This is a genomic window from Kitasatospora sp. NPDC058190, assembly GCF_042883685.1.
GTDB lineage: Bacteria > Actinomycetota > Actinomycetes > Streptomycetales > Streptomycetaceae > Kitasatospora.
Genome location: NZ_JBHVVI010000002.1, coordinates 58,032 through 81,059, shown reverse-complemented (window position 1 = coordinate 81,059; position 23,028 = coordinate 58,032). Strand labels below are relative to the sequence as shown.

Here is a 23,028-nt window from a genome sequence, read left to right as displayed (position 1 = left end):
TGGGCTAGATGGTGGCGTTGCCGCGCTGGGACGGGACCTGGTTCGCCTCGTAGGCGGCCTTGCTGGTGGCGGAGGGGTCGGCGACCGACCAGCCGTCGTCGGCGAGCTTGAGCTTCGTGGCCACGTGCTGGTCGTGTTCCTCGTAGTTGGTCGCGGTGAGTTCGGCGCTCTTCTGGGCCTCGTCGACGGCGCTCTGGAGCTGGTTGAGCACGACGCGCAGCGCGTCCCGCATGGTGCCGTAGCGGTCGTGGATCTCGGTGGCCTCGGCGAAGGTGCCGAAGGCTTCCTTGCCGATTCCGCTGACCCCGTGGGTGCTGTCGCCGTTCGCGTCCTTCTCGAACGCCTTGAGCAGCAGCCGCACTTGGCCCGCGAAGGTGCGGAGCTGCTCGATCTCGACGCGGTAGCCGTGTCCGTTCCCGCCGGTCGAGCCGGTCCCTGATCCCACTTCGGCGCCTCCCCCGTTGCGTCCGTCCCCTGCGCTCGGGGCCTGGGCCCCGGTGTGTCATGTCTAACACACCGGGTCCGAATTACGCCCGGGGCGGGGTCAGTTCGAGGGCGTCCGGGCGCGCTGAGCCTCGGCCAGGGCGCGGCGGCAGAGGGAGTCGGCGTGCCGGGTGGTCTCGGGCAGCCGGTAGCGGCGGGCGAGGTCGAGGGTGGTGGTGACGGCGGTGTCGAGGCCGATGCGGTGGCCGACCGAGACGTAGACGGGTTTCACGCCGGGGCGGGTGCGGACGGCGCGACCGACCTCCTCGCCGGTGGCGGAGTCGGTGAGCGGGGTCCAGGAGCCGCGTTCGGCGTCGGGTTCGCGGTGGTCGAAGGTGAAGGGGGTCTTGGCGACGCCGAGGGTGCGCAGCCCGGTGAGGACGCCGAGGTGGCTGGCGAGGCCGAGGCGTCGGGGGTGGGCGAGGCCGTAGCCGTCGCAGACGACGGTGTCGGGGGTGCGGGTGAGGGCGGCCAAGGCGTCGAGGACGGCGGGGAGTTCGCGGAAGGCGAGCAGTCCGGGAATGTAGGGGAAGGCGATCCGGCCGACGGCGGTGGCCTCCTCGACGACGTCCAGGGTGTCCCGGTCGAGCAGGACGGCCGCGGCGACGACGAGGTCGCGGTCGTCGTCGTACGCGACGTCGACCCCGGCGATGAGCCGGTCCTCGGATCCGTCGTCGTCGACGGCTTGGACGAGCGGCCGGAGCCGTTCCTGCTCGGCGAGCGCCTGGGCCTCGGTGGTCGGCCAATCGGCGGGGATGGGCACGGTCGGTTCCCCCGGTCTGCGTGGTGTGGACGTGTTCCACCGTACCGAGGGGCTCGGACGACCCCGGGGTGAGCCCGTGCGCCCCCTGTGCCCCCGACCCCGCGGGTTAGCCTGGACTTACCGAACTCCCCTGCCGGGTACGACCCTTGGACCGGCACCATTCCCGCCCGTTTCCCCCGACGTGCGAAGGACCCCCGCCATGCCGCGTCCGTCCGTTGCCCAGTTCTGCCTCGGCTCGTTCACCGTCGTCGCCACCACGGTGGCACTGCTGGCCGTCTCGGGCGCCTCGGGCGTCCTGGAGGTCGCGGTGCTGGTGGCCTTCGCGCTGGCGCTCGGCACCGTGGTGACGGTGCTCTCGCTGTCCGTCTCCGGCCGCCCGGCCGCGCTCACCGAGGAGGCCGGGGCCTCCCCCGTCGCGGCCGGACGCGAGTACGCCCGGCAGCGCTGATCCGCCGCCGGGCGCCGTCCGCCGCCGCGCTCAGACCTGGGTGGTGACCACCACGGTCTTCGCGGCCTTGTCGTGGATGCACTGTCGGAAGGGCTGGTCGAAGACGCCGAACATCCCGTCGATGAGCCACCACAGGGCGGCGCAGCAGACCACGGCCGGGAGGATGTAGACGGCGGCCCGGGTCCAGGCGGCGGCCTGGGTGGGCGGGTTCCCGTCGATCAGCATGGCGACGCGGACCTTCATCGCCTTCTTGCCGAGGGTCTGGCCGTCCCGGCTGAGCATCAGGCCCTCGTAGATGAGGTAGATGGCGCAGCCGAGCCAGAACGCGCTGGTGGAGCCTCCGCGCGTGCCGAGGTCGACGAAGGGCCCCACGATGACCACGCCGACGGCCTGCATGATGACGTAGTCGATGAGCCGGGCGATGATCCGTTTGGGCCAGGTGCCGATCGGCGGCATCCCGGGGACGGGTCCGGGGGTGCCGTACATGCGGGGGCCGGTGCCGTAGCCGGGCGGGGGCTGGTCGTACGGGGGTTGGCCGTGGTCCGATCCGCCGTAGGTGCCCTGGTAGGCGCCGGGGCCCTCGGTCGGGGCGTCGGACGGGGTCGGGCGCGGCGGTTCGCCTTCCGGCGTGCCGCCGCCGGGGTGCGGGGGCTGCTTGTCGAAGGAGGGCTTACCGCCCCCCTCCGGCTGGGGGCCTGAGGGGTCGTGGGTGCTCATTCCCCGAGTAGAACATCACACATTCTCAACATTTGGGACATTTTGTCCGTTTTGCTGCTCGCGGGATGGAAGGCCGACGCGATGACCCACGGCGAGGGACCCCGCGGCCTCAGCTGCGGACCACCCGGGTCCGGGCCGCCCGGTCCTGCCAGCCGCGCCGCACCGGACGGTCGAACACCGGCCACACCAGGCCGAGCAGCAGCACCAGCCCGAGCTGTCTGACGACCCATCGCAGCAGCGAGCGGCCGAGGCTCAGCCGGGTGCGGCCGGGCCCGGCGGCGTCCACCACCCGGATCCGGGCCAGCCGCTTGCCGAAGGTCTGGCCGGTCCGGGCGGTCGGCAGCACCTCGTAGAGCAGGCTGGCGAACACCAGGATGCCGAGCAGCACGGCCAGCTTGCCCAGCACCACGTCGTCCACCAGCCAGACCTGGACCTGGCGGCGAGTGAGGAAGCTGGCCATCTTGGCCTGGTCGAGCTTCTGCTGCAGGTGGTCGGCCACCGAGCGCCCGAGCGGGATCCCGGCGGCGACGGCGACCACCAGCAGCACCCCGGTGTCCACCGCCCTCGCCGCCAGCCGCCGCCCCAGCCCGGCGGGTACGGCGGGGGCGGGCCGACGACGGACCGCGGCCTCCCGGGCCGGCCGCGCGGCGGGCAGCGCGGCGGCGGCAGCGGGCGCCGAGGCGGGCCCGGACCGCACGGGCGCGGGCGCGGTCACGGCCTTCAGCCCGGCCCCCGGCGCCTCAGCCGCCGACGTCCCACCCGCCGTCTCAACCGCCGACTCGACCTCCGCCCCCGCGTCCGCCCCCGTCTCCGACTCCGCCTCGACCACCGGCACCGCCCCGGCGGCCGCGACCGGCGTCGGCGCCTCGTGCACCACCATCGCCATGGCGGGTGCGACCGCGGCGGCCACCTCCACGGCAACCGGAGCGAGCTCAGCCTCCGCGTGCCCCTCCTCCGCCTCGGGCGCCCCCGGAAGCACCCCCCAGGAGACCCAGCGCGGCGCTCCGCCCGTCTCCATCAGGCCCTGCTGCGCCTGTGGATCGGCCTGCCAGCCGGATGCCCCGGCGGCCTCCTGCGCGGCGGGCTCGACGGTCCGGAACACCGGCCCGCCGATCACCTCCGCCACCCGCGGCCCGACCACGAAGGACGCCCCGCCGGTGGTCTGGTCGAGGTAGACCGGCCCGGTGTCACCGGAGGTCGGGTACGAACGCGAGGACGCGGACGCGGGCGAGGACGCGGGCGAGGACGAAGGCGCGGGCAGGTCCGAGGGCAGCGGCGAGGGCGAGTGCGACCGCGCCTGCGGCACCGCCGGGGGTGGCACCGCCCGCGCCGCGGCCACGTCGGGGGCGGTGCGCCGGGCGGCGAACCGGGGCGGCTCCAGCACCTCGCCCTCGGCCGGCGAGGGGCGGGTGGTGCCCGGCACCCAGGCCGAGCCGCCCCAGTACCGGACGAAGCCGGGGATGGAGGGGTCCGGGTAGTAGCCGGGCCCGGGTGCGACGGCCGGGTCGCCGTCGGCGGCGAAGGGACGGTCCGCCATGGGGGTCTTCTCTCCTGCCAGGCCCCGACGAGGGCCGATGGGGATCGGAACGGTCGGAACGGGTCGGAACAGGTCTCAACACGGGTCTCAGCGCATGCCACTGCGGCGCGCCCGCGCACGCCCCGGGGCGCTCGGCGCGCACGTGGAGGCCGCCACCCATGGGCGGAAAGTCGCCGAGTCGTCACAAAGGGTAGTACCTCGCCGGAGTGCCGACGGGAAGTTGGCGAATCCCCGGACAGCGGAGGGCCACCCGGGGTAAGGAAACCGGCGCGCGACAGGTGCCCGCGCGCCGCGACCCGGACCGTTCACCACCCCTGACGAAACTTCCCGGAGAAAACTCGGAAACGTGTGTAAGAGCCGGTGTGGACCGCCCTCTCAAAGGTCACAGGGCCCGGAACCGGGCACGAACCGAAGACAGAGAGGAAGACGATCATGGACCGCCCCGTCAGCGTCGTGGAGCACGAGCTGGAGCTCAACCTGGTGCTCTCCCCCGAGCACAGCGTCCCCGTCCCGGCCCGGCTGACCTACGGCAGCCACGACCCGTACGCGGTGTACATCACCTTCCACCTGGACACCGGTTCCCCGGTCACCTGGGTGTTCGCCCGCGAGCTGCTGGTGGAGGGCACCTTCCGCCCGTGCGGCCAGGGCGACGTGCGGATCTGGCCGACCCGCTCGGGCCGGCGCAGCGTGCTCTGCCTGGCGCTCAGCTCGCCCGCCGGGGACGCGCTGCTGGAGGCGCCGCTGCCGGCCGTCGCGGCCTGGCTGGAGCGGGCGCACCGGCTGGTCCCGCCGGGCAGCGAGCTGGCCGCGCTGGACATGGACGGCTCGCTCGCCGAGCTGCTCGCGTAGGCGTGCGCCGCAGCGTGCACCGGCACGTCCACGACGCACACCGACACGTCCAGGTGCGACGGGAACAGGAGAACGGGAGCGGCACCCCCGCCGGCTCAGCGGGCCGCGGGGGCCTGCTGACGACCGCGGGTGGTGTCCGGGCCGCCGTCGCCGCTGCGCTGTCCGGGCAGCCGGACGAGCGGCGCGCCGGCGGACCGCCGCCGAGCCCTTATCCGGATCGCGGCGGCGAGCAGGAAGCAGAGTCCGACCCACGGATAGATCGAGGTGGGCACCTGGCGCAGCGGTGACATGTGGAGGACGGCCGGGCCGAGCGGCTTGGCGGCCCACATCGCGAAGGACACGAAGGCGAGCGCGGTGGCCCAGAACGCGGCCCGCCAGCGCAGCCTGCGCACCCCGGCCGGGCGGGCACGCTCCACGGAGGCCTCGGCGGCGAGCAGGACGAGCATCGGCACGCACCAGATCCAGTGGTGGGTCCAGCTGATCGGCGAGATCAGCACGGCCGTGACCGCGGCGCAGCAGACGCCCCAGGCCTCGGACCGGGGCAGCCAGCGACCGCTGCGGGCGGCCCAGGCGGCGACGGCGAGGCCGGCCAGCGCGACCACACCTGCGCCGAGGGTGGCCAGGATGCCGGGGTCGGCGGTGTGCAGCAGGCGGGCGAAGGCGCCGCGCAGCGACTGGTTGTCGACGATCTCGGTCTTGCCGACCCGGGAGGAGTCGTAGAGGTACTTGGTCCAGAAGCCCCAGGTGGCGTCGGGCAGGAAGAGCGCGCCGATCAGGAAGGTGCCGAGGAAGGTGAGGCCGGCCGTGAAGGCGGCCCGGACCCGGCCGGTGATCAGCAGGTAGACGGCGAACAGGCCGGGGGTGAGCTTGATACCGGCCGCGATGCCGATCGCCACGCCCTTGCTGCGGTGCCCGTCCGAACGGGTGAGGTCCCAGAGGATCAGGCAGGCGAGCGCGAGGTTGATCTGGCCGTACCGGAGCGTGGTGAAGACGGGTTCGAGCCAGACGCCGATTCCGGTCACCAGGACCACGCCGATCGGCCGCAGCTCGCGGCGCGGCCAGCCGACCAGTTTGAAGGACAGGTGGGCCAGCAGGGCGAGCAGCCCGAGGTTGCCGAGAGTGATCGCGATCCGGAGGAAGGGAACCGGGAACCAGGTGGTCGGGACGAACAGCATCGCCGCGAACGGCGGGTACGTCGCGGGCAGGTTCCACTCGGTGACGCGCAGCGCGTACAGGTCGGTGCCGTTGGCGACGGCGGCGCCCTCGGCCCGGTAGACGATCATGTCCACCATCGAGGTGTGGACGAAGTGGCGGACCACTGCGTACACGACCAGCGACAGCAGGGCCACGGCCGAGGCGGCCAGCAGCGGGCGGCGGGGCGCCTCGCGCAGCGCGCGCACGGGGGCGTCGAGTGCGAGCCGCAGCCGGTTGGACAGGGGGGCGGGCGAGGGTTCGGGTACGGTCCGCACCGGGCTGCGCTCGTCTTGCACCGCTGTCACTGTCCACTCCGTCCACCGCTCGGCCAACCAGCGACGATACCGGATGGCGCCGAACCCGGCCTGGGCACGATCGACTACGCGGAGTCACAGAAGCGGCCCGAGCTGCGGAACGGCCGACGGGGTTGAGTCGCAGGACACCACCCGGCATCCCGCCCACGTCCGGCGCCCTCGCTTCCGGCGCCCTCACTTCTGGAACGGCGCGCCCCGCGACCGCCGCCGTCCGGACCGCGCGGGGGGCGCGTCGTCCTCCGCCCGGGTGCGCAGCCGCAGCCGGGTCTCCGCGCCGCCGAGGACGGCGGAGCGGCCGAGCGCCAGGTCCCCGCCGGTGGACTCGGCGAGCTTGCGGACGATGTCCAGGCCGAGGCCGGTGGAGCCCTCGCCGCCGTGGCCCTCGCCGCGCCTGAGGGCGGCGGCCGGGTCGCTGTAGCCCGGCCCGGCGTCGCCGACCAGGACGACCACCGAGCCGTCGGTGGCCAGCACGTCCACCGAGAATGCGGTGCCCACGGCGGTGTGCCGGAAGACGTTGCCGAGCAGCGCGTCGACGGCGGCGGCCAGGTCCGCGCGCTGGACGGGGACCGGCGCGGCCCGCTCGGCGCCGGCCAGCTGCCAGCGGCGGCCCTCGTCCTCGGCCAGCGCGGACCAGAAGCCGACCCGCTCGCGGATCACCTCGGCGGCGTCGCAGCCGACCGCGACGGCGGGCGCGTCCTCGGGGGCGCGACGGGCGGAGCGGATGATCTGGTCGACCTCGCGCTCCAGTTGGGCCACCGCGTGCCGGGTGGCGTCGGCCGCGTCGCCGTCGCCGAGCGAGGCGGCGTTGAGCCGCAGCACGGTCAGCGGGGTGCGCAGCCGGTGCGACAGGTCGGCGGCCAACTCGCGTTCGGCGGCGACGAGCTTGACCACCCGGTCGGCCATGGTGTTGAAGGCCTGGGCGGCCTCGCGCAGTTCCTCGGGGCTGCCGTCGACCTGCCTGCCCGTCACCGGGAGCCGGACCGCGAGGTTCCCGGCGCCGAGCGAGCGGGCGGCGGCGGCGAGCCGGCGGGCGGAGGCGACGATCCGGCCGCCCATCCGGTCGGCGACCAGCACCGAGATGGCGACCAGGCCGAGCGCGACCGCGGAGAGCACCAGCCAGGCGGTGGAGACGCCCCGGGTGAGGTCGCTCTCGGCCACGAACACCTCGACCACGGCGGTCCGTCCGGTGTCCACCGCGACCGGCTGGAGCAGGGCGTACCCGCCGGGCACCGCGACGGTGAAGGAACGGCCCTGCCCGCCGGCGGTGGCCACGTCGCCGAGGGCCGCGCGCCCCTCGCCGATGGTGGGGCCGTCCGGTCCGCCGCCGGTCGGCACCCCGGTGGGGGCCGGCAGGTGCACCGCCATCCGCCCCTGCGCGCCCGCGTCGGTGCTGGCCAGCGCCCGGTCGACGGCGTCCTGGTCGGTGGTGATGGCGAGCGCCGGACCGAGCGCGGCGGCCTGCCGCTCGGCGGCGGTGAAGGCCCGGTCCCGGGCGGTCTGCTGGACCATCAGGCCGAGCGGGATGAGGAAGGCCAGCGCGACCATGGTGGTCCCGGCGACCGCGGCCTTGATCAGGGCCCAGCGCAGCGAGTGCGCGAACCGCTTCACGTCCGGTGTCCCCCGGGGTCCCCGACGGCTTCCAGCCGGACCCCGACGCCCCGGACGGTGTGCAGGTAGCGGGGGTTGGAGGCGGTCTCGCCGAGTTTGCGGCGCAGCCAGGAGAGGTGGACGTCGATGGTCTGGTCACCGCCGTAGGTCTGCTGCCAGACCTCGGCGAGGATCTCCTTGCGGGGCACCACCACCCCGGGCCGGGCGGCCAGGAAGGCCAGCAGGTCGAACTCGCGCCGGGTCAGGTCGAGCGCCCGCCCGTCCAGGACGGCCTCGCGCCGCTGCAGGTCGATGGCGAGTCCGCCGACCCGCAGCACCTGGGCGACGGGCGCAGCGCCGCTGCCGAGCCGGCGCAGCACGGCGGCCATCCGGGCGCTCAGGTGCTCTCCGGAGAAAGGTTTCACCAGGTAGTCGTCGGCCCCGTCGTTGAGCAGCCGGACGATCTCGGCCTCGTCGTCCCGGGCGGTGGAGACGATCACCGGGACGTCGGTCAGCCCCCGGATCATCTTGAGCGCCTCGCCGCCGTCCAGATCGGGCAGTCCCAGGTCCAGGATCACCAGGTCGCAGCCGACCTGGGCGACCTCCCGCAGCGCCTCCAGGGCCGTGCCCACACTGCGCACCGCGTGACCGGTGTCGGTCAGGTGGCGGATCAGGGCGGAGCGTACGAAGGGGTCGTCCTCGACCACGAGCACTGTTGCCATGGGCCTGCACGGTACGCCATCGACGGGCAGTGGTCTGTACCTCGGGGGTGGCCCCGAGCCCGGTCCGGACATGGTGCAACTGCCCTGCGGGATACCGGGGGTGCCGCTCTCGGCTGCCCGGAAATACGGCAGGATGTGCGGACGATGCGGAACGGACTGGTACAGCTCGGCGCCTGGGCGGCGGCCACCGGGGCGGCGGTGGCGCTGTCCTGGCTCGGCGTGCACGCGGTGCTCACCGGCGCCGCGTTCGAGCGGCCCGCGGCGCTGCCGCTGCCGTCCCCGAAGGCCGACGGCACGCCGTACACCGCGACCGTCACCCCCGACCAGCCGCGCCCGGCCGCCCAGGACGAGACCCCGTCGGCCTCCCCGACCGCCACCGCCACCCACCCGTCGGCCGCCACCGCGACCACCCCGCCGCCCACCCGGCGGCCCACGGCGACCGCCACCGCGACGTCCACGGTGAAGAGCTACCCGATCCCCGGCGGCCGGGTGGCCCTGGACATCCGCCCCGACAAGGCCTCGTTGGTCTCCGCCACCCCGGACCCTGGCTGGCAGATGCAGGTGTGGAACGGCGACCAGTGGATGCGGGTGGACTTCACCAAGGGCGACCAGGCCAACTCGGTGTTCGTCTACTGGAACGGCCACCCGCCGGTCGTCGAGACGGCGATCCGCTGAGCCGGCGTCACCGGCCTCACCAGCTCTCGAAGGGCACGTACCCCGGCAGGTAGGGCCCCGCGTACCCGGCCCGGTCGACCAGGGTGTGCCTGGTGCCGCCCGGCACCCCGATGGTGGCCAGCACGACCGAGCCGAACCGGTCCCGCACCTCGTGCGGCTCGGCCAGCGACAGCGCGCCCCGGTCCACCGCGTAGTCGTACGCGTAGTAGACGTCCGGCACGCTCACCGCGAGGTCCAGCACCCCGTCCCCGTGCCGGGCCAGGTGTGCCGCCAGCTCCCGGCCGCGCGGGCGGGTGACCCGCACCGGCGAGGTGAGCACGATCCGCGTCCCCGGCGCGGCGAGCACGTACGAGACCGTCTCCGGCTCACCGGTCTCCGGCCCGGCGTACGCGGTGCAGCGCAGCCCGAGCGCGGCGCAGTACCGGCGGGCCGCCCGCTGCGCGTCGGCGACCGCGAAGACCACCGCGTCGGCGCGGCCCATCGACAGCGGATCCGGCTCCCCCGTCCCCTCGGCCGGGCCCGCGGCGAGCAGGACGGGTTCGGCGGCGGTGTCGGTCATGACGGCCCTCCCGGTAGGCGTACGGACCGCCCCGCGTCCGGGGTGGGGCCCGAGGCACGGGGTCGTGGCTGGAGGGTGGCGCCGAGCCGACCGGCGCGCAACTGTTCCGTTTCCTTCTGGTCAAGCTGTGCCCCGGGGCGGGAGAATCGGCGGCGCCGCTGTACAGAATGCCCACCGGAGGACGGTGCCGCGATGCCCCCCGCCCACTCCCCGAGCTCCCCCGGCTCGCCCGACTCCCCCGCCCCGCAGGGTGTTTCGGCTCCCCCGTCGGGCGGCGGGAACGACGCCATCGACGCCCTGGACGGCCGGCTGATCCGGCTGCTGGCGGAGGAGCCGCGGATCGGCGTGCTGGAGTGCTCGCGCCGGCTGCAGGTCGCCCGGGGCACCGTGCAGGCCCGGCTGGACCGGCTGCAGGCCAAGGGCGTGATCAGCGGATTCGGCCCGGAGGTGGACCCGGCGGCGATCGGCTACCCGGTGACGGCCTTCGCGACCCTGGAGATCTCCCAGGGCCAGGGCGCGGACGTGCGGACGCACCTGGCGGGTGTGCCCGAGGTGCTGGAGCTGCACACCATCACCGGCATCGGGGACATGCTGGTGCGGATCGTGGCCCGCTCCAACGCCGATCTGCAGCGGGTGATCGACCGGGTGGTGGGCTTCGACGGGATCGTCCGCTCCTCCACCGCGATCGTGCTGGAGAACCCGGTGCCGTACCGGATCCTGCCGCTGGTGGACCAGGCAGCCGCCGAGTAGGCGACCCGAGCCGCCACAGGAGCCGGTCAGCAGCTGGGGACGGTGCCGCCGCTCTTGAGCGCCTCCAGCGCCGAGACCGACTCGGCGAGCGTGCCGACCGGCACCAGCCGCAGCGTCCTGGGCGTGTGCACCTTGGCGTCCGCGCACTCGTCCCGGGGCAGCAGGAACACCGTCGCGCCGTCCCGGGCGGCCGCCTGGGTCTTCAGCGGCACGCCGCCGACCGGGCCGACGGTGCCGTCCTTCTCGATGGTGCCGGTACCCGCGACCTTGAGCCCGCCGGTCAGGTCGCCGCCCTTGCCGTCGCCGGCCAGCTTGTCGACGATGCCCAGCGCCAGCATCTGGCCGGCGCTCGGGCCGCCCACGTCGCCCAGGTCGACCTTGACCTTCACCTGGTCCGGCGAGAGGTGGAGGTAGTCGAGCGCGGCCGCGGTGGCGCTGTCCTGCGACTCGACCATCTGCTGAGCCGTCACCTCCTCGGCCTTGGTCGGATTGCCCTGCGGGTACACCGTCTCGGTCGGGCGGACCGCCTCGTCGGGGTTGAACCAGGCCTGCAGCGCGCGCCAGAAGCTGGTCTTCTGCCCCGGGTTGGTGGCCGAGATGGTGACCATCCGCAGCTCGCCCTCGGTGGTGCGCAGCGGCGCCCCGGTGATGGTGAGCACCGGGTGGTCCTGGTAGGCGCCCAGGGTGTCCGCGGTCAGGCCCGGCCAGGTGAGGGTGTACGGCAGCGGAACAAAGGCGGCGACGCCGAACAGGGCGGCGACCAGCACCCCGCAGAGCGCGAGCACGCGGGTCCGCGGGGCGGAGAGGGCCTTGGGCAGCTTGGTGTCGGACACAGGGGAATCCAAACACACTCTGTGACTCGCCCGCTCGCCTCCGGGGCGCTCTGACCCGGCGCCGACGGTCGGCGCTCCCTCGCTTCTCCCTTTCGGCACCGGCGCGCCCCTTCGGCTCGGGGCGGAGGCGCTGCCGCTCGGGGCGAAGGGCGCTACCTCAGGGCGTCGGCCACCTCGGTGGCCGCCTCCACCACCCGGGGCCCGACCCGCTCGGGCACCAGCCCGTTCAGCATCACCACGCCGACGCTGCCCTCGATGCCGCTCAGCCCCAGCAGCGCGGCGGCGGCCCCGCTCGCGCCGGACTGTTCCTCCGCACGGGTGATGACGAAGCCCTGCTCGGGCCGGCGCTGGCTGGGGAAGCTGCGGGCCTCCAGGATCGCCCGGCCGGCCGCGCTCTCGGTGAGCGGGTGGCGCAGCCCGGTCCGGTAGGCGACGTGGAAGTCGGTCCAGCTCGGCTCGACCACGGCGACGGCCAGCGCCTCGTTGCCGTCCACCAGGGTCAGGTGGGCGGTGGCGCCGAGGTCCTCGGCGAGGCTGCGCAGGGCCGGCAGCGCGGCCTCGCGCAGCAGCGGGTGCACCCGGTGCGCCAGCCGCAGCACGCCCAGGCCCACCCGGGCGCGGCCGCCGATGTCGCGGCGGACCAGGCCGTGCTGTTCCAGGGTGGCGAGCAGCCGGTAGACCACCGTGCGGTTGACGGCCAGCCGGGCGGCCAGCTCGGTGACGGTGAGCCCACGCTCGGAGTCGGCGAGGAGCTTGAGGACGCGGACGCCGCGGTCCAGCGTCTGGGAGGTCTCGGCAGTCACGACGGACAATCCTTTCCGCGGCGCTCGCGGGGCGGGCGGCGCCGGCCGGAAGGTCGGTGTCGCGCGCAGGTGGGGGTGGCCGCGCTCGGGCCGCGCGCCGTCGTCCTTGACGGCCACGCGGTCCTGCGGAGCCCGTCCCGCGGGGGTTGCCCGGCGGAAGAGCGTGGGGGAAAGGTAGTGAAGGAAATGTCGCGGCGGAAGTGGTTGTCCAAAATTCGGGCGTGATCGTCACCAACACCGTCGGAAATTCCGGACAAACGCCCTTGAATCAACCGGCGCACCAGGGCACGCGTCCGCCCCCGGTCCGATGTCCGGACACACCGGGGCAGACGGGCCCGTCCAGGACACGCCCGTCCGCACCCGCCGGACCGTTACTTCGCCCACTCCCGGATGCGGGCGATCCGCGCCTTCAGCTGGTTGGCGGTGGCCTGCGCGGTGAGCGGCCCGCCGCACTGGCGGCGCAGCTCGTTGTGGATGGTGCCGTGCGGCTGGCTGGTGCGGTGGTGCCAGGCGGCCACCAGCGCGTTCAGCTCCTTGCGCAGCTCGCGCAGTTCCTGGTGGGTGACGACCGGCCGCTGCTCGGCCGGCAGCTCCAGCAGGTCGGCCTCCTCGGCGGGCTTGGTCTTGCTGCGCTGGATCTGGCGGTGCTGGCGCTTCTGCAGCAGCATCTGCACCTGGTCCGGCTCCAGCAGGCCCGGGATGCCGAGGTAGTCGTCCTCCTCCTCGCTGCCCGGGTGGGCCTGCATGCCGAATTCCATGGCGTTGTACAGCACCCGGTCGAAGACCGCGTCGGAGCCGAGCGCCTCGTAGGAGAACTCCTCGCCGCCCGCGCCGTCCGGCCCGTCGTTGGCCCGCTCGGCCTCGGCGAGCAGCCGGTCCTCCTCGTCGAAGAGACCGTCACCCTCCTTCTTGGGCCGGTCCAGCACGTGGTCGCGCTGGAGCTCCATCTCGTTGGCGAAGCCCAGCAGCATCGGGATGGTCGGCAGGAACACCGAGGCCGTCTCGCCGCGCTTGCGGGCGCGCACGAAGCGGCCGACGGCCTGGGCGAAGAACAGCGGGGTGGAGATCGAGGTCGCGTACACCCCGACGCACAGCCGGGGCACGTCGACGCCCTCGGACACCATGCGGACCGCGACCATCCAGCGCGAGGTACCGGCCGAGTAGTCGGAGATCCGCTTCGAGGCCTCGGTCTCGTCGGAGAGCACCAGGGTGACCTTCTCCCCGCTGATCTCGCGCAGCATCTTGGCGTAGGCCCGGGCCACCGTCTGGTCGGTGGCGATCACCAGCCCGCCGGCGTCCGGGATCGCCTTGCGGACCTCGGTCAGTCGGCGGTCGGCGGCCTGCAGCACGGCCGGGATCCACTCGCCCTGCGGGGACAGCGCGGTGCGCCAGGCCTGGGCGATCAGGTCCTTGGTCATCGGCTCGCCGAGCCGGGCCTCCAGCTCGTCACCGGACTTGGTGCGCCAGCGCATGTTGCCGCTGTAGCTGAGGAAGATCACCGGGCGGACGACGTGGTCGGCGAGCGCGTGCCCGTAGCCGTAGGTGTAGTCGGCGACGGACTTGCGGATGCCGTCGCCGCCCGCCTCGTACGAGACGAACGGGATGGGGTTGGTGTCCGAGCGGAACGGCGTCCCGGTCAGCGCCAGCCGGCGGGTGGCCGGCTCGAAGGCCTCGAAACAGGCCTCACCCCAGGACTTGGAGTCACCGGCGTGGTGGATCTCGTCCATGATCACGAGGGTCTTGCGGGCCTCGGTCCGGTTGCGGTGCAGCATCGGGTTGACCCCGACGCCCGCGTAGGTGACCACGATGCCGTGGTAGTCCCGGGACAGCGGCCCGGAGGAGTACGCCGGGTCCAGCTTGATGCCTATCCGCGCGGCGGCCTCGGCCCACTGCTTCTTCAGGTGCTCGGTCGGCGCGACGACCGTCACCTGCTGCACCAGGTGGTTGTGCAGCAGGTACGAGGCCAGGGTGAGCGCGAAGGTGGTCTTGCCTGCGCCGGGGGTGGCGACCGCGAGGAAGTCACGCGGCTGGGTCTCGATGTACTTGTCCAACGCACCCTGCTGCCAGGCCCGCAGCCTGCCGGCGGTCCCCCAGGGGGCTCGGCCGGGGAAGGCCGGGGAGAGGTGGTGCGAGGTGGCGGGCGCGGCATGGCCGACGGCCCGGACGGGCGCCTGCGTCTCCGGTACGTCGGAGAACAGCGGCATCGAGGAGGCGGCGGCAGTACTCACGGTCTCCGAGGGGGATCATCGCAGGTCAGAGGCGTTTTTGCGGCCCCGTCCCGCGGTCGGGCGGCGATCGGACAACCCGCCCAGCCTACCGGCCCCGCCGCCGTTCGGCCGCTTCGACCCGAGCCCACGAGCGGGCGGGACGGCCGGAATTCGACGTGATGCGGGTCACATCGGAAACTCTGTTGGAAGCGCGTAATCGGAGGCCGTCCCACCACTCTCACTGGTGTAAGGCCGCCCCACCCCCCACAGCCCGAAGGGACCCCCGCCATGCAGCACAACGGCGTCGAAGAGACCGTCCAGGCCCGCCTGATCCTCTCCCCGCACCGCTCCGCCCGGCTGCGCGTGGTGCTGTCCTACCTGCCGGAGGACCCGTTCGCGGTCCGGATGGCCTTCCCCGCCGAGTTCTCGCTGGACGACCTCCCGGACAGCGAGGGCGCCGAGGACATCGTCTGGGTCTTCGCCCGCCAGCTGCTCTCGGCCGGCCTGGAGCTGCCGGCCGGCGTCGGCGACGTCCACGTCCGGCCCGCGCCCGGCCGGCGCACCATGGTCGAGCTGCGGGCCCCGGAGGGAACCGCGCTGCTCCAGTTCGACACCGCCGACCTGCGGCGCTTCCTGTGGCGCAGCCGGCTGCTCGTCCCCGAGGGCGAGGAGCACCTGCACCTGGACGCCGACCGCGCGCTCGCCCAGTTGCTCGGCTGAGCGCCGGACGTCGTCCGGGAGCGCCCCCGCGCTTCCGGCCGTCGGAGCCGGTCACCGGCCGGCCGCCGCGGGTCCGCTGCCGTCCGGGCCCGGGAAGGCCGGCGGTCACCCGCCCACTCGCACTCGCCCACTCGGCGGTTCAGCCCGACAGCTTGCGCATCAGCCGTACGCCCTGAGCTGCCGTCAGGTGCGGCAGGTAGGCCTTGCCGATCGCCCGGGTGATGCCGGGCAGCGCGGCGGGGTCCGGGTAGGCCATGTACATCGGCCGGTACTCCGGCTGGAACTTCGCCTTGAACGCGAGCAGCGAGCGGAAGCCGTACACCGGCTCCAGCACCTTGCCCATCCAGTCCAGCATCCGCTGCAGCCCGTTGGGCTCCTCGTCCTGCCCGGTGCGGGCCAGCGGCGCGCCCGACAGCGACAGGAAGCGCGCGCCCTCACCCTTGAAGCCGAGCGCGGCCGAGGCGATCAGGAACTCGTTGACGCCGCGGAAGCCGTCCGAGCGCCGGCGCATGAAGTCCAGCGTCCAGCCGACCGGCACGCCGTTCTCGTACACCGGCATCCAGCTGGTCAGCCCGTGCACCGTCCGCTCCCCGTCCACCGCGATCAGCACCCGCACGTCCGGGTCGTCCAGCTCCTCCAGCCCGCCGAGCGTGAAGCCCATCTCGGGCAGGCCCTTCTCGGAGACCCACTCCTCGGAGATCGCCCGGATCTGCTCGCGCAGCTCGATCGGCGCCTCGTGATACGCCCACCACTCCGCGGTGATGCCCTGCTTGCCGGCCTTGTTGAGGGCGGTGCGGATGTCCTGCCACTTGCGGCCGGTGAAGGCCAGTTCGGGCAGCGGCACCACGGTGTCCTCGGCGACCTGCACCGAGCGCCAGCCCAGCTGGGCGGCGGCGGCCCTGGTCTCGGCGGAGACGCTGTAGAAGCAGGGCGTCCAGCCGCGGGCGTCGCAGTACCGGGCGAAGCCGGCCACCGCCCGCGCCCGCGCGTCCGGGGCGCCGAACGGGTCGCCGGTGGTCAGTGCCACGGTGCCGACCAGCCGGTAGGCGACGGCGGCGCGGCCGTGCTCGTCGAACCAGTAGTGGTTGCCGTCCCAGGTGGTGATGAAGGACAGCGTCCCGCCGCCGTGCGCGCTGAGCAGTGCCCGGGCTCGGGCGGCCGCCGTCGCGTCGGTGTGCAGCACGGGGCGGCGGAAGACGGTCAGCAGCGCGCCCAGCGTGACCACCCAGAACGCCAGCCCGCAGTACGTCTCCAGGAACAGCGCCACCGGGCCGACCGCGATCGGGTAGTCCGGCGTCAGGTCGTTGTAGGCGGGCGGCAGGAACTGGGCCGGCAGTCCGTGCATCAGCCGGCGGACGGTCGCCCCCGGCTCGAACTGGGCGGCCACCAGCCGCCCCAGCCCCACGTACGCGGCCGAGGAGAGCACCGCGGCCCCGCCGACCACCCAGGCCAGTCGGCGCACCGCCCGGCCGGCCAGCCGCACCCGGAACCGCTGCCGGGTGGCCAGCAGCAGGCCGGTGGTCAGCAGCGGCAGCGCCATCGCCTCGACGAAGTACTGCACCACGTCCCCGCTGACCGGCCCGGCGTCCAGGTACAGCCAGGCCAGCAGGGCCACCCAGAGCAGTTCGGCGGCGACGGTGATCCGCCAGGCGAACCGCAGGCCCCGGCGCAGCCCCTCGGCGAGCACCAGCAGCAGCCCCGGGAACAGCGCGGCCATCAGCCGCCCCGGGGTGTCGAAGATCCGCTCGACGGCGTGCGCCCGGGCGCAGTCGTGCGCCGACATCGCGCAGAAGTCGGCCACCTCCTCCGGGCTGAGCCGGTGCGAGAAGTAGAGCTCGGAGAAGGTGTTGAACGGCCCGCTGGCGTTGTCGTACAGCGAGGCGATCAGCGGCCCGAAGGCGGCGGCGACCAGGCAGAGCGCGACCAGCACCCGGGTCTCGGCGTGCGAGGAGCGGTGGGTGCGCAGGTACGGCCGGCCCCGGCTGAGCAGCGCGCCGACGCCCAGCCCGACCAGCGCGGCGGCGCACCGCTGAACGCTCTGCAGGTGGCCGACGTACAGGGTCATGACCAGCGGGACGAGCAGCACCAGCAGGTGCAGCCGGCGGCGCCAGAGCACGGTGAGCCGGTAGCCGAGCACCCCGGCCAGGGCGAACAGGCCGACGCCGGGCCCGACCGAGATCTGGTCGGCCACCGAGCCGGTCCACTGCTCCCCCGCGGAGGAGCCGAACTCGACCAGTCCGGCGCCCAGCAGGGTGCCGACCACCTGCCCGCCGACCAGCACCTCGAGGGTGCGCAGCCGGCCGAGCCGCCGTTCGGCGGCCGGGCCGACCAGGAGCAGCAGCAGGCTGGTGAAGACGTACGCGCCGATGCCCGAGCACCACAGCATCGAGGTGACCGGCGTCCACCAGCGGCCCTCGGCGAGCGTGGGCAGGCCGACGCCCGCGCGGGCGAGCAGCCGTTGGTGCGGCCCGCCGGCCAGGCTCCCGGTGGCCGCGCCGAGCGTCCAGAGCCCGGCGAGCAGCGCGAGGGTCAGCGGCGCCGCGCGCAGCCGGCCGCCGAGCATCCGGGCCGCCCGCCGCACCCGCTGCGGGCGCGGTTCCGCCGTCCGGGTGACCGGGGCGAGGTCGACGCCCTGGTCGGCCGCGCGCCCCCTGCCCGGCCCCGCTCCTCGCTCGCGCTCGACGGCGGGCGCGAACCCGACCCCGCTCACCTGGTCAGTCCGGTCTGTTGGGCCAGCCACGGGATCTGCTGGACGATGCCGGGGCGGAACACGACCCAGCCGTGACCGCCCGGCATGAGCTCGAACTTGGCCTTCATCCCCGCTGCCTGCACGGCCTGGTAGACCTCCTCCATCTGTGGGCGGAACTCCCCGTCGGTCTCGCCGACCACCAGGGCGACGGCGGTGTCCGGGAACTTCCTGCGGGCCATCACATGGAGCGGATCGACCGCGTCGAACTTCTCCTCGTCACCGCCGAAGGCGGCCTTGACGGTCTCCTCCCGGGTGCCCAGCGTCGGTTCCGTCTGCCCTGACATGTCGAGGACGGTGCCGTACACGTCGGGCGCGTTGACCCCGAGCTGGAGCGCGCAGGTGCCGCCCATCGAGGCGCCGCCGATCGCCCAGGCCTTGCGGCCGGTGGCGGTCTGCAGGTTCCGGTGGATCCAGCCGGGGACGTCCACGGCCAGGTAGGTCTGCACCTTGGCGATCTCCGAATCCAGGCAGAGCGTGTTGGCCCAGGTCGAGCCGAGCTGGTCGGGCATCACCACGATCGGCGCGAGGCCGCCGTGCTCGGCCGCGAACGCGTCCAGCGCCTCGTTGATCTGCGCGGAGAGCACCCAGTCCCCCGGAATCCCCGGCTGACCACTGATCATGACGACCACCGGCAGCAGCGGCCGCGGTGTGGCCCGGTAGGCGGGTGGGAGGTAGACGTACGCGTCGCGGGCCTTGAAGCCCGACGTGGTGCCCGGGATCGGTACCACCGAGACGGTGCCCTTCTGCGGCAGGTTCGCCGGGGCGTGCCAGACCTCGTCGAGCACCTTGTCCGGCGGGGCCGCGACGGTCTGAGCGGTCTTGTCGGCGATCAGTGAATCGGTCCTGGTCAGCCACGGCGCGAGCATCACCCGGCCGCTCGGGAACTGTCCGAAGCCGATGTTGACCTGGGAGGCGGCCATCAGCAGCACCAGCAGGCTCAGGCCGAACGTGAGCGCCCGGCGCCGCCGGGGCAGCCGGCGCATCCGGTAGCCCGCCAGGCAGAAGCCCAGCAGGGCGACGGCTATCCACCAGGTGACGTACCGGGGCGTGCCCTCGGGGAACGGGTGCCACCAGCCGTCCACCAGGACGTCGAGCAGCAGGCTGAGCGCGCCCGCGGTGGCCAGGGCGGCGGGCAGGCGGAACCGCCACCAGTCCCGGCCGCGGCGGACGGCCAGCAGGGCGAGCGCCGCCCAGCCGGCGGTGAGCACGGCGTACGGGATCGGGCCGTGGGTGAGCGGCCAGTCGATCGGGTTCCAGCGGGTGGCGAGGGTGAGCGTGGTCATGCGGCTTTCCCCGGTGGGGTGGTGTCGGCCAGGAATCCGTAAGCCACGACGTTGCCCTCGTAGCCGTGGTCCTCGCTGTACGCGCCGCCGCAGGTGATGACCCGCAGCTGAGCGTCGGCGGCCTGGCGGTAGACCCGGTCGTCCGGGAAGTCCTTTCGGTCGTGCACTTCGATGGCGTACAGCTGGTAGACGGCGGTGGCGCCGTCCACCCGGGCGATCTCGACCCGGTCTCCCCGGCGGAGCGCTCCGAGATGGTAGAAGACGGCCGGCCCGGACTTGTTGTCGACGTGCCCCGCCAGGATGGCGGTGCCGCGCTGGCCCGGGGTGGCGCCGCCGCGGTACCAGCCCGCGAGGTTGCGGTCGGCCTCGGGCGGGACCTGCAGGTGGCCGTCGGGGTCCAGGCCGAGCTCGGTGACCGGGGCGTCCAGGCGGACGGCCGGGATGCGGATCCGGGTCGGGGCGGACGGGCCGAGCGGCGGGACGACGGAGACCGGGGCGAAGCCGGACAGCGCCTGCCCGGCCCGCGGGGCGGGCGGCAGCACGGGCGTGCCGCCGTCGTGCAGCAGCCAGGCCCCGAGCACCAGCGCGGAGCCCGCCGCCAGGGTGCCCGGCCAGGGGCTCCTGCTCTGCTGGTCACCCACGGGCCCTCCCCTCTGCCGACCGGAATCCCGCTTCCTGGGAGTTTCCTGGGAACTCATTCAACCGGACCGGAACCCTAGGGCACGTCCCCACGACGGTCGTATCCGCACCCGCCGATCGGCAGGGATGCGGGCCCCGCCCGCACGGCGAGCGAAGGCCTGGACACCGAACGTGACGAATCCGTTCCGCGTGCGAGCGCGGCGGAAACACCCGTCGAACAGCTCCGACGACCTGACCCACCGGTTCGGTTGCGTCAATCGAGCGATCGATTACGACCGCCCGCTGTGCCTCTTCGACCGTTCTTGCCCTCATGCCATGCTGACCCGATCACGGGTTCTATCGCTCCTCACGGTCCGAGCGGACTTCCGCACGCCATACGCCTGCCGAACGCCACATGAACGGAGTGACCATGGACGCTCTCTCCCGCCGCACCCTGTTGGCCGCCGGGGCGGCCGCCGCCGCCACCCTCGCGGCCGGCTGCGGCAGCGACCGGGCCGCCGGCGGCGGGGAGCACGCTGCGGGCGGGGAGCACCCGACGGGCGGCGCGCCGGACGGCGGGCAGAGCGCCGTCCCGGCCCCGGTCCCGCAGAAGCCGCAGGTCGTCCTGATCGGCGACGGCTCCACCTCCGACACCGGCACCCAGCCGCACCAGCCCGTCCCCGAGAGGCTCCGGCCCGGCCAGCGCCCGCCACAGTTCGTGGTCTTCTCCTGGGACGGCGCCGGCGAGCTCGACAACGGCCTGTTCGGCCGCTTCCGCCGGCTGGCCCAGGAGCACAACGCCTCGATGACCTTCTTCCTCAGCGGCCTCTACCTGCTGCCGGAGTCCAAGAAGGACCAGTACCTCCCGCCGCAGCACCAGGCCGGCGCCTCCGAGATCGGCTACCTGAGCGACCAGCACATCCGCACCACCCTGGAGAACGTGCACGCCGCCTGGCTGGAGGGCCACGAGATCGGCACCCACTTCAACGGCCACTTCTGCGGCTCCACCGGCGTCGGCCAATGGTCCCCGGAGGAATGGGACAGCGAGATCCAGCAGGCGATGGACTTCGTGACGAACTGGCGCACCAACACCGGCTTCACCGACCTGCCGGCACTGCCCTTCGACTACCGCAAGGAGTTGATCGGCAGCCGCACCCCCTGCCTGGAGGGCCAGCGCAACCTGCTGCCCACCGCGGTCAAGCGCGGCTGGCGATACGACAGCAGCGGCAACGGCGCCCAGGTGTGGCCGCAGAAGATCCAGGGCGGCGCGCTGTGGGACATCCCGCTGCAGTCCATCCCCTTCCCCGGACACACCTTCCAGGTGCTGTCGATGGACTACAACATCATGTACAACCAGTGCGGCCCCAACACCAAGGCCGACCCGGCGCTCTACCAGGGCTTCCAGGCCCAGGCCCGGGACTCCTACCTGATGGGCTTCGACCGCACCTACACCAGCAACCGGGCGCCGTACATCATCGGCAACCACTTCGAGGAGTGGAACGGCGGCATCTACATGAACGCCGTCGAGGACGTGCTCAAGACCATCGCGGACAAGCCGGAGGTCCGGCTGGTCTCCTTCCGCCAGCTGGTGGACTGGCTGGACGCCCAGGACCCGGCGGTGCTGCGCAAGCTGCAGAGCCTCGGCCCGGGCCAGTCCCCGGCCGGCGGCTGGGAGGGCCTCCTCGGCACCCCGGGGGCGCCGCCGCCGGCCCCCTCCCCCACCGCCACCGCGGGCTGAGCGTCAGGACCGGGTGCGGACCCGGCCGGCGAGCAGCGCCCCCAGCAGCGCCACCCCGGCCATCACCAGCAGGATCACCGCGAAGGCGCCGGGCGAGCCCGCGGCCTCGGCGCTCTCGTGGGCGACGGCGAGCGAGCCGCCGCCCAGCGCCGCGAACAGCACCCCGGCCAGGCCCGTCAGCAGCACGTTGCCCAGCGCGTCGCTCACCTGCAGGGCGGCCGAGTTGGCCCCGGCGTCCTCCGGCGCGGAGAGCTTCATCATCAGCACGCTGACGCTCGCGACCGCCAGGCCCATCCCGATGCCGCCGACGCCCCAGGCCACCGAGGCCGCCCAGGCCGGCACCCCCGGAACCAGCACCAGCGCGGCGCCCGCGATCGCCGCCGCGGTCAGCACGAAGCCGCACCGGATCATCGCCTCGCGGTAGCGCTCGGCCCCGGGCCGCCCCTGCAACCAGGAACCCAGCGCCCAGGAGAGCCCGCCGCTGGTCAGGGTCAGCCCGGCCAGCGTCGGCGAGAGGCCGCGCTGGGTGGTCATCATCAGCGGGATGAAGGCCTCGGCCGCGAAGAACGCCCCGGCCGCCACCCCGCGCAGCAGGATCACCGTCGGCAGCCCGCGCCCGGCCCGCAGGGTCCGCTTCGGCAGCAGCCCGAGGACCGCCGGCACCAGCAGCGCCGCCCCGGCGATCCCGGGGACCAGCCCGATCAGGTCGCGGCGCTGGCCCGCGTACTGGAGCAGGCCGGCGCCGACCGCGGCCATCGCGGCCAGCAGGGTGCGCCGGCGGTCGAAGTCCGCGCCCTTGAGCACCGGGTGCTCCCGCTCCGAGCGGGCCAGCGCCGGGCCCATCACGACCAGCGGCAGCAGGATCAGCACCGGCACCGCCAGGAACACCCAGCGCCAGCCGAGGTGCTGGGTGACGGCCCCGGAGACCAGCGGCCCGACGATCGAGGGCAGCACCCAGGCCGAGGAGAAGGCCGCGAACACCGCCGGGCGCAGCCGCTCCGGGTAGGCCCGGCCGACCACCACGTACAGCGCGACGATCACCAGCCCACCGCCCAGGCCCTGGATCGCCCGCCCGGCCACGAACACCCACATGCCGGGCGCCGTGCCGGCCACCACCAGGCCGGCGCCGAACACCGCGATGCCGGTGAACAGCGGCCGCAGCGGCCCGCGCCGGTCGCACCACTGCCCGGAGACGACGAGCGCGAACAGCGTGGTGGTGAAGTAGCCGGAGAAGGCGAAGGCGTACAGCCCGAGGCCGTGCAGCTGGCGGGCCGCGGTCGGCATCGCGGTGTTGACCGCGGTCGCCTCGAAGGCGATCACCAGGACCACCGACACGATTCCCAGCGTCAGCGCCCGGTGGCGGCCACCGAGGACCCCGCCGCCGGGGTCGGTGCCGTCGGGTATCGGGGTGGAGTCGACCGAGGTGGGGGAGGCAGTGGTCATACGTAACATCGTAAGAGCCGTCCGCCTCGATGACCC

21 protein-coding genes are annotated in these 23,028 nt (G+C 73.9%); 6 read left to right on the top strand and 15 right to left on the bottom strand.

All coding sequences use genetic code 11. The features are described from left to right. Positions 1 to 4 precede the first annotated feature (4 nt). Together ACFVWU_RS01320 and ACFVWU_RS01315 are read right to left on the bottom strand one after the other, a co-directional pair. Positions 5 to 445 (bottom strand): hypothetical protein, encoded by a 441-nt coding sequence (locus ACFVWU_RS01320; protein ID WP_387613832.1) that lies wholly within the window; start codon positions 443 to 445, stop codon positions 5 to 7. Positions 446 to 544: 99 nt separating this feature from the next. Next, positions 545 to 1,246: an endonuclease V gene (locus ACFVWU_RS01315; RefSeq protein WP_387613829.1), complete on the bottom strand. Its 702-nt coding sequence runs from the start codon at positions 1,244 to 1,246 to the stop codon at positions 545 to 547. A 199-nt stretch (positions 1,247 to 1,445) separates the two neighbouring features. On the opposite strand from ACFVWU_RS01315, the gene ACFVWU_RS01310 reads away from it, so the two are divergent. After that, the gene (locus ACFVWU_RS01310) at positions 1,446 to 1,694 is read left to right on the top strand and encodes a hypothetical protein (protein ID WP_387613826.1); all 249 of its coding nucleotides are present in this window, start codon (positions 1,446 to 1,448) and stop codon (positions 1,692 to 1,694) included. Between the two features lie 30 nt (positions 1,695 to 1,724). Here the strand turns inward: ACFVWU_RS01310 and ACFVWU_RS01305 are convergent, their stop codons facing one another. Next, positions 1,725 to 2,411 (bottom strand): RDD family protein, encoded by a 687-nt coding sequence (locus tag ACFVWU_RS01305; protein WP_387613823.1) that lies wholly within the window; start codon positions 2,409 to 2,411, stop codon positions 1,725 to 1,727. 109 nt (positions 2,412 to 2,520) lie between these two features. Continuing rightward, positions 2,521 to 3,948 carry an RDD family protein gene (locus tag ACFVWU_RS01300; protein ID WP_387613820.1) on the bottom strand — a complete coding sequence of 476 codons (1,428 nt, stop codon included), beginning with the start codon at positions 3,946 to 3,948 and terminating at the stop codon, positions 2,521 to 2,523. Between the two features lie 432 nt (positions 3,949 to 4,380). Here ACFVWU_RS01300 and ACFVWU_RS01295 point away from each other — a divergent pair, with 432 nt between their 5' ends. Beyond that, positions 4,381 to 4,797, top strand: a complete 417-nt coding sequence (locus ACFVWU_RS01295; protein ID WP_355671848.1) for an SsgA family sporulation/cell division regulator — start codon at positions 4,381 to 4,383, stop codon at positions 4,795 to 4,797. A 95-nt stretch (positions 4,798 to 4,892) separates the two neighbouring features. Here the strand turns inward: ACFVWU_RS01295 and ACFVWU_RS01290 are convergent, their stop codons facing one another. The 3 genes from ACFVWU_RS01290 to ACFVWU_RS01280 all read right to left on the bottom strand — a co-directional run bounded on the left by ACFVWU_RS01290 (position 4,893) and on the right by ACFVWU_RS01280 (position 8,614). Then, positions 4,893 to 6,296, bottom strand: a complete 1,404-nt coding sequence (locus tag ACFVWU_RS01290) for a glycosyltransferase 87 family protein (protein ID WP_387613817.1) — start codon at positions 6,294 to 6,296, stop codon at positions 4,893 to 4,895. A gap of 183 nt (positions 6,297 to 6,479) precedes the next feature. Beyond that, positions 6,480 to 7,892: a sensor histidine kinase gene (locus ACFVWU_RS01285; protein WP_387614104.1), complete on the bottom strand. Its 1,413-nt coding sequence runs from the start codon at positions 7,890 to 7,892 to the stop codon at positions 6,480 to 6,482. Positions 7,893 to 7,909: 17 nt separating this feature from the next. Beyond that, positions 7,910 to 8,614: a response regulator transcription factor gene (locus ACFVWU_RS01280; RefSeq protein ID WP_387613814.1), complete on the bottom strand. Its 705-nt coding sequence runs from the start codon at positions 8,612 to 8,614 to the stop codon at positions 7,910 to 7,912. Between the two features lie 144 nt (positions 8,615 to 8,758). On the opposite strand from ACFVWU_RS01280, the gene ACFVWU_RS01275 reads away from it, so the two are divergent. Beyond that, positions 8,759 to 9,289: a hypothetical protein gene (locus tag ACFVWU_RS01275; protein WP_387613811.1), complete on the top strand. Its 531-nt coding sequence runs from the start codon at positions 8,759 to 8,761 to the stop codon at positions 9,287 to 9,289. 16 nt (positions 9,290 to 9,305) lie between these two features. Here the strand turns inward: ACFVWU_RS01275 and ACFVWU_RS01270 are convergent, their stop codons facing one another. After that, positions 9,306 to 9,848 (bottom strand): VOC family protein, encoded by a 543-nt coding sequence (locus ACFVWU_RS01270; RefSeq protein WP_387613809.1) that lies wholly within the window; start codon positions 9,846 to 9,848, stop codon positions 9,306 to 9,308. A 192-nt stretch (positions 9,849 to 10,040) separates the two neighbouring features. Between ACFVWU_RS01270 and ACFVWU_RS01265 the strand changes: the two genes are divergently transcribed. Next, a complete protein-coding gene (locus tag ACFVWU_RS01265) occupies positions 10,041 to 10,598 on the top strand; it encodes an Lrp/AsnC family transcriptional regulator (RefSeq protein WP_387613806.1) in 558 nt (185 codons plus the stop codon). Positions 10,599 to 10,624: 26 nt separating this feature from the next. Here ACFVWU_RS01265 and ACFVWU_RS01260 read toward each other — a convergent pair whose 3' ends face one another. From ACFVWU_RS01260 to ACFVWU_RS01250, 3 genes are all read right to left on the bottom strand, one after another. Further along, positions 10,625 to 11,431 (bottom strand): S16 family serine protease, encoded by an 807-nt coding sequence (locus tag ACFVWU_RS01260; protein WP_387613803.1) that lies wholly within the window; start codon positions 11,429 to 11,431, stop codon positions 10,625 to 10,627. Between the two features lie 152 nt (positions 11,432 to 11,583). Continuing rightward, positions 11,584 to 12,234, bottom strand: coding sequence for an IclR family transcriptional regulator (locus ACFVWU_RS01255; RefSeq protein ID WP_387613800.1), 651 nt, complete (start codon positions 12,232 to 12,234; stop codon positions 11,584 to 11,586). 371 nt (positions 12,235 to 12,605) lie between these two features. Further along, on the bottom strand, positions 12,606 to 14,438 hold the full coding sequence (locus ACFVWU_RS01250) for a DEAD/DEAH box helicase (RefSeq protein WP_387614101.1): 1,833 nt from the start codon (positions 14,436 to 14,438) through the stop codon (positions 12,606 to 12,608). Between the two features lie 291 nt (positions 14,439 to 14,729). On the opposite strand from ACFVWU_RS01250, the gene ACFVWU_RS01245 reads away from it, so the two are divergent. Further along, positions 14,730 to 15,161: an SsgA family sporulation/cell division regulator gene (locus tag ACFVWU_RS01245; protein ID WP_387613797.1), complete on the top strand. Its 432-nt coding sequence runs from the start codon at positions 14,730 to 14,732 to the stop codon at positions 15,159 to 15,161. Positions 15,162 to 15,300: 139 nt separating this feature from the next. On the opposite strand, the gene ACFVWU_RS01240 is transcribed toward ACFVWU_RS01245, so the two are convergent. From ACFVWU_RS01240 to ACFVWU_RS01230, 3 genes are read right to left on the bottom strand one after another with little or no spacing between them, the layout of a single operon-like run. Next, the gene (locus tag ACFVWU_RS01240) at positions 15,301 to 17,871 is read right to left on the bottom strand and encodes a rhomboid family intramembrane serine protease (RefSeq protein WP_387613794.1); all 2,571 of its coding nucleotides are present in this window, start codon (positions 17,869 to 17,871) and stop codon (positions 15,301 to 15,303) included. Beyond that, positions 17,868 to 19,193, bottom strand: coding sequence for an alpha/beta hydrolase (locus ACFVWU_RS01235; protein ID WP_387613791.1), 1,326 nt, complete (start codon positions 19,191 to 19,193; stop codon positions 17,868 to 17,870). The genes ACFVWU_RS01240 and ACFVWU_RS01235 overlap by 4 nt, the downstream gene beginning before the upstream one ends. After that, positions 19,190 to 19,834 (bottom strand): class F sortase, encoded by a 645-nt coding sequence (locus tag ACFVWU_RS01230; protein ID WP_387613788.1) that lies wholly within the window; start codon positions 19,832 to 19,834, stop codon positions 19,190 to 19,192. Before ACFVWU_RS01230 ends, ACFVWU_RS01235 begins: the two co-directional genes overlap by 4 nt. A gap of 407 nt (positions 19,835 to 20,241) precedes the next feature. Between ACFVWU_RS01230 and ACFVWU_RS01225 the strand changes: the two genes are divergently transcribed. Beyond that, positions 20,242 to 21,549 (top strand): hypothetical protein, encoded by a 1,308-nt coding sequence (locus ACFVWU_RS01225; protein WP_387613785.1) that lies wholly within the window; start codon positions 20,242 to 20,244, stop codon positions 21,547 to 21,549. Between the two features lie 3 nt (positions 21,550 to 21,552). Here ACFVWU_RS01225 and ACFVWU_RS01220 read toward each other — a convergent pair whose 3' ends face one another. Continuing rightward, entirely contained in the window at positions 21,553 to 22,992 is a 1,440-nt protein-coding gene (locus ACFVWU_RS01220; RefSeq protein WP_387613782.1) for an MFS transporter, read from the bottom strand. Positions 22,993 to 23,028 lie beyond the last annotated feature (36 nt).

What these genes read in the sequence shown, in the direction of transcription:
- ACFVWU_RS01310 (WP_387613826.1), top strand. Translation starts at nt 1,446, where the DNA reads ATGCCGCGTCCGTCCGTTGCCCAGTTCTGCCTCGGCTCGTTCACCGTC.
- ACFVWU_RS01305 (WP_387613823.1), bottom strand. Translation starts at nt 2,411, where the DNA reads ATGAGCACCCACGACCCCTCAGGCCCCCAGCCGGAGGGGGGCGGTAAG.
- ACFVWU_RS01300 (WP_387613820.1), bottom strand. Translation starts at nt 3,948, where the DNA reads ATGGCGGACCGTCCCTTCGCCGCCGACGGCGACCCGGCCGTCGCACCC.
- ACFVWU_RS01295 (WP_355671848.1), top strand. Translation starts at nt 4,381, where the DNA reads ATGGACCGCCCCGTCAGCGTCGTGGAGCACGAGCTGGAGCTCAACCTG.
- ACFVWU_RS01280 (WP_387613814.1), bottom strand. Translation starts at nt 8,614, where the DNA reads ATGGCAACAGTGCTCGTGGTCGAGGACGACCCCTTCGTACGCTCCGCC.
- ACFVWU_RS01275 (WP_387613811.1), top strand. Translation starts at nt 8,759, where the DNA reads ATGCGGAACGGACTGGTACAGCTCGGCGCCTGGGCGGCGGCCACCGGG.
- ACFVWU_RS01270 (WP_387613809.1), bottom strand. Translation starts at nt 9,848, where the DNA reads ATGACCGACACCGCCGCCGAACCCGTCCTGCTCGCCGCGGGCCCGGCC.
- ACFVWU_RS01265 (WP_387613806.1), top strand. Translation starts at nt 10,041, where the DNA reads ATGCCCCCCGCCCACTCCCCGAGCTCCCCCGGCTCGCCCGACTCCCCC.
- ACFVWU_RS01250 (WP_387614101.1), bottom strand. Translation starts at nt 14,438, where the DNA reads ATGCCGCTGTTCTCCGACGTACCGGAGACGCAGGCGCCCGTCCGGGCC.
- ACFVWU_RS01245 (WP_387613797.1), top strand. Translation starts at nt 14,730, where the DNA reads ATGCAGCACAACGGCGTCGAAGAGACCGTCCAGGCCCGCCTGATCCTC.
- ACFVWU_RS01235 (WP_387613791.1), bottom strand. Translation starts at nt 19,193, where the DNA reads ATGACCACGCTCACCCTCGCCACCCGCTGGAACCCGATCGACTGGCCG.
- ACFVWU_RS01225 (WP_387613785.1), top strand. Translation starts at nt 20,242, where the DNA reads ATGGACGCTCTCTCCCGCCGCACCCTGTTGGCCGCCGGGGCGGCCGCC.
- ACFVWU_RS01220 (WP_387613782.1), bottom strand. Translation starts at nt 22,992, where the DNA reads ATGACCACTGCCTCCCCCACCTCGGTCGACTCCACCCCGATACCCGAC.